Here is an 11,559-nt window from a genome sequence, read left to right as displayed (position 1 = left end):
GAAGGACCCCCAAGTACCTCGAGAAGTCCCCGCTGAAAGGGCACCTCCCATGACCACACCCGCAGCCTCCAGCTTCGGCACCAAGCAGCAGAAGCGCGCCTTCCTCGCCAGTCTCGTCGGTACCACCGTCGAGTGGTTCGACTTCTTCATCTACGCCACCGCGGCCACCCTGGTCTTCAAGACGATCTTCTTCCCGGCGTTGGGGGGCAACGTCGGCACCCTGGCATCATTCGCCACCCTCGGCGTCGCGTTCCTCGCCCGCCCGGTCGGCGCGTTCATCTTCGGTCACCTCGGTGACCGGCTCGGCCGGCGCACCACCCTGATCACCACCCTCACCGTGATGGGTGCCGCCACCGGCCTGATCGGTCTGCTGCCCACCTGGGATCAGGTCGGCATCTGGGCGCCGATCATGCTGACCGCCCTGCGGTTCCTGCAGGGCGTCGCCGTCGGCGGCGAGTGGGGCGGCGCGGTGCTGATGAGCGTCGAGAACGCACCGAAGTCCCGGATGCGCTTCTACGGCTCGGCGCCGCAGATCGCCAGCCCGCTCGCCCTCGTGCTCGCCACGATCGTCATGTACTTCGTCGCCCGGATGCCCGAGGACCAGCTGATGTCCTGGGGTTGGCGGATCCCGTTCCTGGCCGGCTTCGTGCTCGTCGTGATCGGGATGATCATCCGCCTCGGCGTCGAGGAGTCCAGCGAGTTCACCGAGGTGAAGGAGACCGCCGCCGTCGTCGAGCATCCGATCCTCGAGGTCATCCGCACCATGCCCGGCAAGGTGCTCGCCGGAATCGGCTTGCAGGCCAGCGTGATCGTGCTGTTCTACCTGATCACCACCTACATGCTCACGATGGCCACGAACATCCACGGCTTCACCCGGAGCGACACCCTGATGATCCTGCTGATCGCCGCGACGGTCGACCTGTTCGCGATGATCGGGGTCGGCATCCTCTGCGACAAGGTGCCCGCGTGGACCGTCTTCATCGGCGGCGTGGTGTTCACCGGTGCCTTCGCCTTCCCGCTTTTCGCCCTGTTCAACACCGGCAACATGGCGCTGATGACGGTCGCGTTCACCGGCGCCCTCGTCCTCGGCCACGCCACCACCTACGCCGTCGTCTCCTCGATGACCGCGCAGCTGTTCCCGACCGAGGTCCGCTACAGCGGTGTCGCGCTGTGCAGCGCGTTCGCGGGTGTCGCCTGGGCCGCCCCGACCCCGCTGGTCGCCGCCGCACTGGTACCCACCGACGGCTCGAAGCACTGGTGGCCGCTGGCTGCGGGCCTGGTCCTGTGCGCGATCATCTCGTTCGTGTCCGCGTACAGCACCCGCCGCTCGTTCGTCACCGAGACCGAAGACGCCGTCGGCGAACGCGACACCGTCGCCCGACCGGTTCCCGTCGCAGACCCGGTGTGACCCACCCCGCTGCGGCCGCAGCCCATCTCGCCCATCCAGCCAGGAGTAACCATGACCGTCACGCTCACCGAGGAGCAGCGCGAATTCGCTGCCGCAGTCCGCGACTTCTGCCGCCGTGAGGTCGGTACCCGCGAGCAGCGCGACAAGCTCACCGACTGCGGCCGCGAGGGGCACAGCCTCGAACTGAACCGGCGGATCGCCGAATTCGGCTGGGCCGCCATCAACGTCGCCGAGGAGTACGGCGGCGCCGGTGGCAACCACGTCGACCTGTGCGTGCTGCTCGAGGAGTTGGCCCGCGGCATGGCGCCGGTGCCCTGGCACGGCACCACGCTGATCACCGGCGGCATCTACTCCAAGTTCGCCTCCGAGGAGCTCAAGACACAGGTCCTCGGCCGGCTCGCCGAGGGTGCAGCGCTGGCGATCTCGATGTCGGAGCCGGGCGCCGGATCGGATGTCGCGGCCCTGGCCTGCCGCGCCGAGCGTACCGACGACGGCTGGATGATCAACGGCCAGAAGACGTGGTGCACCAATGCGCACCTCGCCGACAGCATCCTGCTGGTGGCCCGCACCGAGCGCGGCGAGCGCAAGCACCACGGGCTCACCATGTTCCACGTGCCTGCAGGCACGCCGGGCATGGCGGTCAAGGGCATCGACACGATGAACGGCACCGAGGTCAACGACCTCTACTTCACCGACTGCGTGCTGCCCGCCGACGCGGTGGTCGGTGAGGTCGGGCAGGGCTGGGCCCAGCTGATGGCTGGGCTGGCCACCGAGCGGCTGATCCTGGCCGCGCAGCTGCTCGGCACCGCCGAACGGGCCTTCGACGACTGCCTGGCCTTCGTCACCGACCGCACCCAGTTCGGTCAGCGGGTCGGCTCGTTCCAGGCGGTCAAGCACCGGCTGGCGGACCTGGCGACGGAGATCGAGTGCGCCCGGCTGCTGGTGTATTCCGTTGCGGCACAGGCCGACGACCCGGCGAGCACCGGAAACCTCGCGCGGGCATCGTCGATGGCCAAGCTCAAGGCCACCGAGGTCGCCAAGGCGATGTCCCTCGAGGGCATGCAGATGATGGGCGGCTACGGCTACTCCACCGAGTTCGACATGGTGCAGCACGTCCGCACCGCCCTCGGTGCCACCATCTACGGCGGCACCAACGAGATCCAGCGGGAGATCATCGGAAAGTCGTACGGTCTCTGAGCCGCCCGCCGCCTCCCCGGGTGGCCGGAGACCGTCACAGAAGTGGGCGTCGGGCACGGGAAGCGATTCCCTTGCCCGACGCCCACTTTCCGTCGGCGGCTGCCGCGCCTAGGAGGTGTACTTGTAGAAGCCCTCGCCCGTCGCGACCCCGAGTTTGCCCTTGTCGATGTAGTTCTCCTTGATGTACTTCGCGAACCGCTGCTGCGGCTCGTCGCCGGCGGCGGAGATGTTGTAGGCGGTGGTCAGACCGACGATGTCGTAGATCTGGAACGGTCCGAGCGGTGCTCCGGTGCCGATCCGCCACGTCTTGTCCACGGTCTCGGGGTCGGCGATCCCGTCGACGAGCAGCTCGGCGCCCGCACGGAGGAACGGGACGAGCAGCGAGTTGAGGACGTAGCCTGCCTTCTCCTTCTTGAGCTCGATCGGGACCATGCCGATCGCGGTGGCGAAGTCGACGACGCGGCGGTAGACCTCGGGATCGGTGCTGTCGGTGCCCATCACCTCGGCAGTGTTCTGCCGCCAGACGTGGTTCGCGAAGTGCAGGGCCAGGAACTTCTCGGGGCGGCCGGTGAACTCCTTCAGGTCGCTCGGCAGCAGCGTCGAGGAGTTGGTCGCGAAGATCGTCTTCGCCGGCGCCACCTCGCCGAGCCTGGTGTAGGTGTCGCGCTTGAGGTCGAGGATCTCGGGGATGGCCTCGATGACCAGGTCGGCGTCCCTGACGGCATCTGCGAGATCCGAGGAGTACGAGATCCTGTCGAGCGCGTTCTGCACCAATTCGTCACTGGCGCCGGGAACCTCGGCCTTGTAGGTCTCGGCGAGGCCCGCGAACCGCGCCTTCGCCTTCTCGAGGATCTCGTCGCTGATGTCGTAGGCGACGACGTCGACGCCGTGATAGGCGCTCTGGTAAGCGATCTGGGAGCCGAGGACACCCGTCCCCAGCACGGTGATCTTGGTGATGGCGGTCATCAAGCTCTTCCCTTCGTTGACTGCTGTTGTGGACGGCGGGCCTGGTAGCCCGCCACGATCAGTTCGACCTGACGGCGCAGCGCGCCGGAGGCGACGCCGGGCTCGGACGCCCGGACGACTGGCCCTGCGATCTCCAGGTGGAGGACGGCGAAGACCGCCCGCCCGGCGGCGGTCGCGTCCTCGTCCGCAGGATCGCCGCCCGTGAGGCACGCGGCGATCAGCTCCTCGAGGCGGGTGACGATCTGCAGCCCGGCCACCCGGAACGGGGCGTCGGGCGGACCGAACAGCAGGTCGCGTTGATAGGCGACGAGGTTCTCGTCGTGATCGCGGCCCGAGTGGATCACCGGGCCGATCAGCGCGAGCACCCGCTGCACGGGGTCGGCGACTCCCGCCGACTCGACCTCGCCCTGGGCGACCGCCGCGGCGAAAGCCTCGTTGTAGACCATGAGAAGCAGTTCGGCCTTCGACGACGCGTATCGGAAAAGCGTCCCGATCGCGACGTCCGCGCGGTCGGCGACCTGCTGGGTCGTCACGGCCTCGTAACCGTTCTCGGCGAACAGGTCCCGCGCGGCGCGGCAGATCCGGGTCTGCTTCTCGGCCTTGCCGCGTTCACGGCGACCGGAGACTCGTTCCATCGGATCTCACCTCCCGCAGCCACCTGATCGGATTTGACTCATTAATGAGTCTACTCAGTTTTCTGCCTTTGACCCCAGGTAGTGGTGGGTTTCACGCGGCACCACCAAGCCGACCCGAGCCACGACGGCGAATACCACCCTGACACAGATGGGCTAGGTCCTCCGGGTGAACCGAATGCCTGAGCACCTCGGCCAACTCCGATGATCCGGGCGCACGCTTGCGGACATGTGTGGGTACGCGCTCCGATTCGCGGGTCGACATCCGAGCATGTGGGACAGCGGATACATCGGCTTCGTCAGGGCGCGTCGCCGTCGTCTTTCCCTTTCCGGTCGCGCCCCCACCGCCGCCGATGCTGGCGCAGTTCTGCGTCGCGGCGGGCGCGGTGGTGCGCCAGCGCTGCGGCGAGGATGTCGTCGAGGTGGTGGCGGTGATTGACGCGCGGTGTGCGGGTGGGGTCGATGTGCGGTGGTGGGATCCATTCGGTGCGGCCGGCGTGGCCGCTGCGGTCGGGGGTCGTCGCCGCGGTACGGCTGGTGCGGCCTGCATTGCCCGTTGTTTCTGCTTCGGTACGGCGGGAGCAGCGTGCGTGGCCGGTGGCTTCTGCTGAGGTTCGGCGGGTGGTTTCTGCCATGGTGCGGTCGGCGCGGTGGGTTGTGTTTGCTGTACTGCGGGTCTGCCAGCCGCCGGGGCCGTCGTGGACGAGGGCGTGGCAGTGATCGCACGCGAGATCGAGAGCGTCGATGTCGGTGCGGCCGCCCTTGTTCCATTCGGTCAGGTGATGCACGGCGGTCATCGACGCCGGTGCATCGCAGCCCGGCCGCGTGCAGCCACGCGAGGCGGCGATGAGTGCGAGTCGCTGATCAGCCGATGCCAAACGCTTCGACCGACCGAGATGCAGCGGCCGGCCGTCGTGATCGAAGAGCGCGAGCACCGGATGTGCCTTCTCGGCCATGCGCAGCGCATCACGGATCGGGACGAGGCCGCCGGTGGCGGTGGTGGCCACCCCGGATGCTTCCTCGACCTGCCGCACGGACATCGTCAGGATCGCGGTGACGGGCAGTCCGCGGTGACTGCCCAACACCCCGGACGAGAGCAGGTGCCGTAGGGCGACTTTCAGTGCGTCGTGGTTGCGTTGCACGGCGGTGCGGGTGTCTCGGGCGGCGGCTTTCGCCAGCGCCGTTCGGTCGAGGGTGTCGGATTCGATGTCGCCGCAGGGCGATTCGGGGTCGTCGGGGTTGTTCATGCCGGGGCGGGCGAGTTTCGCGAGGACCGGATCGAGCAACGCCTTCGTTTCCGGATCCAGTAATCCCGAGATCGGTGTCATGAGATCGGCGCCCTGCTTCCCGATGCGCAGGCCCCGACGGCGCTTACGGTCCTTCTCGTCGGGACCGTCACCATCTGGGTTCAGGTGCGCGAGCAGATGCACACCGACCTTCGTGACGTCTTCGGGTGGCATGGTTCGGGCGGCGTCGGCCAGGATCTTCTCCGCCACCGCGATCTCGTCGGCGCCGGTGCCGTGGGGGACCTTGCGCATGGTTTTCGCGATCGCCGCGACGTGATCGGGCCCCACGTCGCCGTCATGAACAGCGCGGGCGGTCACAGGCAGGACTGGATCCTGATCGTCGCCGCCCAGGGTGTGCCATGTCCCAACTTTGTTCGCGCCCTTGACTCGTCGGGCGGCGTCGGCGCCGGAGATTCGCAGGGTTTGGGTGAGGAATTCGTTCACCGATCGGCAGTGCAGGTTTCCAGGGATCGACCGCTCCACCGTTTCGACGATCAGCCGGTGTCCGAGTGCGGATGCCTTCCGCAGCGTCACTTCCATTCGCTGCAACGCGTCGATGACCTCACTGTCGGTGAGCCCGGTCAGCGGGTCGGTGAGCAGGCCGTCAACGGCGGCGGCGAGCGCCGTCAGGTGTTCGTCCATCCGCTCGTCACCCCCCCGTGACATCGAACTTATGTTCGAATTCTAGCGAAGAATGGGCTCGATGTATGTACTTTCGCGCGGTCAGCCAACCTCAATCCGCTCGGGAGGCACATTCCTCTCGCACGATCGCGACGGACCACCCGTGAATGACCAGGGCGCCGTCGTCCGGTTGAATCAGACGACGGCGCCCTGCGACGGGACCCGACGAGAACTACCCTTGCGCCTCCGCGGCCCGCAGATCCTTGCGCAGGATCTTGCCCGCCGTGGACTTCGGAACGGTGTCGATGAACTGCACCCGGCGCACCTTCTTGTGCGGCGAAACCCGCTCGGCGACAAATGAGATGACCTCTCCCTCGGTCAGCTCCGCGCCGGGCTGCAGGACGACGAACGCCTTCGGCACCTCCTCGCCCTCGTCGTCGAGGACGCCGATGACCGCGGCGTCGGCGATCTTCGGGTGCGTGAGCAGCAGTGCCTCGAGCTCCGCCGGCGGCACCTGGTAGCCCTTGTACTTGATGAGTTCCTTGAGCCGGTCGACGATGTAGACGTTGCGGTCCGCATCGACGACGGCGATGTCGCCGGTGTGCAGATAGCCGTCGGCGTCCAGGGTCTCCGCGGTCGCGGCGTCGTTGTTGAGGTAGCCGAGCATCACGTTCGGCCCCTTGACCCACAGCTCACCCGGCTCGCTGCGCCCCTCGGCAGGGACCGCTGTCTCCTCGCCGGTACCGGGGTCGACGATCTTGTTCTCGGAGTTCGCGACCGGCTTGCCGACGGAACTGAGCGGCACACCCTCCTCGTCGTACGCGAGGTTGTGGCTGACCGGGCTCAGCTCGCTCATGCCGTAGCCCTGCAGCACCCGCAGGCCGAGGCGGGTCGCGACGGCCTTGCCGAGTTCCTCGTCGAGCGAGGCCGCCCCGGACAGGATGGTGTGCACGCTCGACAGGTCGTACTCGTCGACCATCGGATGCTTGGCCAGGGCCAGCGCGACCGGCGGTGCGACAAAGACGTAAGTGCACTTCTTCTCCGACACCAGCGTCAGGAACTCCGGCAGGTCGAACTTCGCCATCGTGACCAGGCTGGCGCGCTGGTACAGCGAGGCGTTGAGAAGCACGGTCAGGCCGTAGATGTGGAAGAACGGCAGCAGAGCGAGGACGCGGTCGTCGGTATGGACCCCGAGTCGGGGCCGGATCTGGCAGACGTTCGCGACCAGGTTCCGATGAGAAAGCTTGACGCCCTTCGGGTTACCGGTGGTGCCGGACGAGTACGGCAGCACCGCGACCTGGGTGGCCGGGTCGAAGTCGACCTCGGGGGCGACGGCGTCCTCCGCGATCAGGTCGGCCAGAGACAGGTGGCCGTCGGCGCCGTCGAGCACGAAGACCCGCTCGGCGGGGATGCCGACCTGCTCGGCGGCGGAGACCGCCTGGGCCAGCATCGGCGAGACGGTGAACAGTGCCTTCGCCCCGGAGTCCTTGAGCTGCTTGGCGATGTCGGCGGCGGTGTAGAGCGCGTTGATCGTGGTCGCCGTGCCGCCGCCGCGCAGAATGCCGTGGAAGGCGATCGCGAACTCGGGCGAGTTCGGCGAGTGCAGGCCCACGACGTCCCCGACCTGCAACCCACGTGCCGCGAGCGCGCCGGCCACGGCATTGACCTTCGCGATCAGCGTGCGGTAGTCGGTCTCCGCACCGGTTCGGCCGTCGATCAGGGCGACCCGGTCCAGGTCCGCCTCCGCGATCGAGCCGAACAGGAAGTCGTAAAGACCGAGGTTCGGGATCTCGACATCGGCGTAGGGGCTCTTGAAGCTCACGGGACCACTCCTCGTCCGGGTACAGAACTAAGCGCGCGCTCAGTGTCCCGAATCTACTTCAACACGTCCCCACGGCCGATGCCGGGGTGGCGCGTCAGCGCCGGTGGCATCCGTTGCTCACGAGAGGTCGGACAACCACTCCACCACCGACCACCTGGTGACAAACCGCACATGACCTCAGTGCAGCCGTCGCTCGCGCATCTCCCGATCGAAGAACGGCAGCGGAGACCCGCTGCGAATGGTTTCGGCGATCGCCGGATCGGCCAGGTGCAGCCGACCGATTCCGACGAGGAGCAGGTGCCCGTGTCCTCCATGGATCGCGATGCCGTCGAAGCCGACGTCAATGGCATTCCGGGCCAACCGTGCATACGCGGCGATGACATCGGCAATGTCTTCTTCGGTCATCGCTTGCACCGGGACACAGGCGCGTTGGATGCAGTCGGGCGGGTAAACAGTGTGACCGACCGTGCCCCACAGACCCGAGGGGCGCATTGGTCTGATGGCGGGATCCACGTCGACCATCGCGCCCACAGCGGACCGACGTGTCAGAGTTGCGGGACGACGCGCCCGCCGGCGCCATGAACGGATTCATGGCCACGCGGCGCCACCCCGCCAGCGCATCATCACCATGCAGACGTGGAACGTCCGGATTGTCCACCGCCGTCGAGTGGTCGATGGCGACACCCTCGGTGATCAGCAGTCCGGTGCCGCCTTCAGCTCGGCGCCGGTAGTAGTCGACCACCTCGGTAGTGGGGACGCCACGAGGCGAGTACCCCCTGGTCATGGGAGACATCACCAGGCTGATTCGGCAGCGTCAGCGTGGTAATGCCCGTAGCCGTGCAGGTGTTCCTCGGCGTCACCGTTCGTCCACCACAGTTCGTCCTCCATCGCCCAGATGCCACGGGCCGTGGTGTCCGAGGCCAGCTCGATCTCGGGTGTGTGGCCGTGGTGGACGGTGGTGACCCGGGTCGGCCCATCAAGGAGGCCGCTGATTGCCTCCGTCAGCCTTTCCTTGCCCACAATGCGATTTGCCGTTCCATCGGTCTGCGGCTGCTGATCGTCCGGCAGGTCGCCCCACGTCTCCGACACCACGTCGTCCGTGTGCAGCGTGGGGTAGCGGTGAGAGGGGTCCAACGCAACTGTCCGTTCAGTGGACCTCCGCACGATCACCGCGGTTCTCCTTGCCACGTGTTCCGACCCGAGAAATGATCGTTCGCCGAGCCGATCGCAGCACGGGCCCCGGGCCGGCATCGAGCAACACGCGCACGTACCCCTCGGGAGGGGACCGCTAGATCTGCTCGGTGGTCCCGGTCTCGACGACCTCATCAGATCTCAAGACCACCACACGGTCGGCGATCAACCCTCGGTACATCCCACGCCCATGACGGCGGAATCAGTGATTCGCACTCATCGACGCGTAGCGACGGTGGCTGAGCTTCCAACCGTCTTCTGTACGACAGAGCGTGTCACGGTAGTGGCCTACGGCATCGATGACGGGTCGCGGTTTCGCCCCATCGACGATCAGGAACTTCGAATCGGCTTGGGCGGTGTCGTCATCCGATACCGTCACGGCCAGGGTGGTGATCAGGTGCCGGCCGGTCCGGCCGGGACCGAAACGCCCCGAGTCCCGCATCCGCTGCCGATCCGCGAGAATCAGATCCCGCCCCACCAGCCGGGTGTCGAGGTGGCTGCCGCGGCCACCGCCATCGACACGTTCCCAGATCGCGTCCTCGGTGAAGTTGGCCCCGTACACCTCCAGATCGGGCTCCTCATCCGCCATCAGGTACACCCTGGCGATGAGATTTCGAATCTCGAGCTCGTCCACCGCCCGCTGCAACTTCTCCATCGGATCCATCAGACTCTCCGTCCTACTGTTGACATTCGAATCGGCGCGACGCTCGTGGTCGGCCCAAGTCTCGTGGTGATCAGTCGGCGACGAGCGCCGGCTCACGGACCTCGGCCTGCGGAACCCGGATCTGCTCGATTCGCCGGGGAAGGGCGAACAACACCAGGGCGCTGATCACGGCACATGCCGCGGCAATCAGGAAGGCGGCCTGAAATCCACCGACCTCGTAAACGACAGCGCCCTGCGTCATCTCCTCCGGAAGGTCCGCGATGAAGGAGTTGTTCATCACCGCGAAGGCGATCACTGGTGTCACCGCCGAGAGCATGGACTGCACGACGCCGACGATGCTGGCGGTGCTCGCCTGCAGTTGCGGCGGGACGGCCTCGATGAGCAGGTTCGGAATTGCCGCGTAGCACATTCCCATTCCGGTGCCGAAGACACCGGCGGCGAGGATGACGGCAACCTTGCCGTCCGGCACTGCGGCGACACACACCGCGGCCGCAGCCATGAGCAGCGACCCGATCACGATCAGTCCTCTCGGACGGATCCCACGGCCGACGAGCACGCCCACCGCGATGCCGCCGATCACGATCATGCCGCCAAGTGGCGTCTGGAAGATCGCAAAGCCCCCTGCGCTGACACCGAATCCATAGCCGAGCCCGAACACGATGGGGGTCATTGCCAGCATCGGCAGCATCAGCGTGAACAGGCTCGTGGTGCCGTAGACAAAACCGGCACCGAGTGAGGTCAGCAGTACGGGGCGCCGTCCGAGCACGTCCAGATCGATCAGCGGTTCCCGGACCACCCGCGCGGACCAGAACCACGCCCCGATCAACAGCAATCCGGCAAGCAGGAAGATCATCGTTCCGCTGTCCGCCCAGCCCCATGTCGGACCGAAGCTGACGGCGACGAGGACACCGGCGATACCCGTGGCCAGGAGCAGCGCGCCGACCAGGTCGATACGCGAACGCAAACGCACGGTGGACTCGGCGGTCGTGATGCGGATGAAGACGGCGAGGACGGCCAGGCCGACGGCACCGAACCAGAAGACGCTCCGGAACCCGAACGTGTCGATCAGCCACCCGGACAGGAACGGCGCGGGAATCGCGATCAATCCCATCCCGCTGGTCGCGATGCTCACGGACAGTGCGATCGTCTTCGCGGGGAACACGTCCCGGATCAGGGAATAGCTCAGGAACAGGGTCGGCACCATCATGCCGGCGATCGCACGGCCCACGATGAGAACGGAGAAGCTCGGCGCCAGGGCACAGATCAACCACCCGACCGCCGAGATCACCACGCACGCGAGCAGCAGCCTGCGCTTGCCGTGCGTGTCCGCGAGCTTCCCGACCAGCGGCGACGCGACCGATCCGACGATGAGAAAGCCCGTGAGCACCCAGGCACCCTGTCCGGTATGGAAATTCGCCGAAATGGTCGGCAGAGCCATCGACACCATGATGTAGCTGAAGGACAGCATCTCCCCCAGCAGCACGATAGCCGTGAGGGAAAGAATCAGCCTCGGACTCCACCCCCCCGAGATGCCGTTGCCCGAATCCGGGGCAGTCTGCGGTTCCGCGATCACGTTCGAGTTCCTTCCCGATGCCTGGCGAACCAGAAGCCTGACGAAACGCACCCGGACTCGATACCGCGCGCGACCCACATCACAGTTCCCCTGGGTGTGTAGCGCCACCAAAGCTTCCGGACAGCGGGAAATGCCTGAACGACACAACAATTGACCACCCGACGAGTCACTTCCACTCACCGGACCGATCACTCGCCTC

General features: G+C 66.8%; 8 protein-coding genes and 2 pseudogenes. 2 read left to right on the top strand and 8 right to left on the bottom strand.

Translation table 11 applies throughout. The features are described from left to right. Positions 1 to 49: 49 nt before the first annotated feature. Both ACWDUM_RS23545 and ACWDUM_RS23540 read left to right on the top strand, forming a co-directional pair. The gene (locus tag ACWDUM_RS23545) at positions 50 to 1,408 is read left to right on the top strand and encodes an MFS transporter (RefSeq protein ID WP_450135849.1); all 1,359 of its coding nucleotides are present in this window, start codon (positions 50 to 52) and stop codon (positions 1,406 to 1,408) included. A gap of 51 nt (positions 1,409 to 1,459) precedes the next feature. After that, positions 1,460 to 2,605, top strand: coding sequence for an acyl-CoA dehydrogenase family protein (locus ACWDUM_RS23540; RefSeq protein WP_450135848.1), 1,146 nt, complete (start codon positions 1,460 to 1,462; stop codon positions 2,603 to 2,605). Between the two features lie 108 nt (positions 2,606 to 2,713). On the opposite strand, the gene ACWDUM_RS23535 is transcribed toward ACWDUM_RS23540, so the two are convergent. From ACWDUM_RS23535 to ACWDUM_RS23500, 8 genes and pseudogenes are all read right to left on the bottom strand, one after another. Then, positions 2,714 to 3,571 carry a 3-hydroxyacyl-CoA dehydrogenase gene (locus tag ACWDUM_RS23535; RefSeq protein WP_450135847.1) on the bottom strand — a complete coding sequence of 286 codons (858 nt, stop codon included), beginning with the start codon at positions 3,569 to 3,571 and terminating at the stop codon, positions 2,714 to 2,716. Further along, on the bottom strand, positions 3,571 to 4,206 hold the full coding sequence (locus ACWDUM_RS23530) for a TetR/AcrR family transcriptional regulator (protein ID WP_450135846.1): 636 nt from the start codon (positions 4,204 to 4,206) through the stop codon (positions 3,571 to 3,573). Before ACWDUM_RS23530 ends, ACWDUM_RS23535 begins: the two co-directional genes overlap by 1 nt. A 296-nt stretch (positions 4,207 to 4,502) precedes the next feature. Then, positions 4,503 to 6,155 carry a DUF222 domain-containing protein gene (locus tag ACWDUM_RS23525; protein WP_450135845.1) on the bottom strand — a complete coding sequence of 551 codons (1,653 nt, stop codon included), beginning with the start codon at positions 6,153 to 6,155 and terminating at the stop codon, positions 4,503 to 4,505. Between the two features lie 187 nt (positions 6,156 to 6,342). Beyond that, positions 6,343 to 7,932 (bottom strand): AMP-binding protein, encoded by a 1,590-nt coding sequence (locus tag ACWDUM_RS23520; RefSeq protein WP_450135844.1) that lies wholly within the window; start codon positions 7,930 to 7,932, stop codon positions 6,343 to 6,345. Positions 7,933 to 8,223: 291 nt separating this feature from the next. Further along, positions 8,224 to 8,725, bottom strand: a pseudogene (locus ACWDUM_RS23515) (oxidoreductase); the annotation flags it as partial. Between the two features lie 20 nt (positions 8,726 to 8,745). Beyond that, positions 8,746 to 9,048, bottom strand: a pseudogene (locus tag ACWDUM_RS23510) (nuclear transport factor 2 family protein); the annotation flags it as partial. Between the two features lie 277 nt (positions 9,049 to 9,325). Continuing rightward, the gene (locus tag ACWDUM_RS23505) at positions 9,326 to 9,787 is read right to left on the bottom strand and encodes a nuclear transport factor 2 family protein (RefSeq protein ID WP_450135843.1); all 462 of its coding nucleotides are present in this window, start codon (positions 9,785 to 9,787) and stop codon (positions 9,326 to 9,328) included. Positions 9,788 to 9,857: 70 nt separating this feature from the next. Further along, on the bottom strand, positions 9,858 to 11,360 hold the full coding sequence (locus tag ACWDUM_RS23500; RefSeq protein ID WP_450135842.1) for an MFS transporter: 1,503 nt from the start codon (positions 11,358 to 11,360) through the stop codon (positions 9,858 to 9,860). Between the last annotated feature and the right edge of the window lie 199 nt (positions 11,361 to 11,559).

Source organism: Rhodococcus sp. NPDC003322 (genome assembly GCF_053589555.1).
Note: the sequence above shows the minus strand (reverse complement) of the source record. Positions and strands in the feature narration are given on the sequence as shown.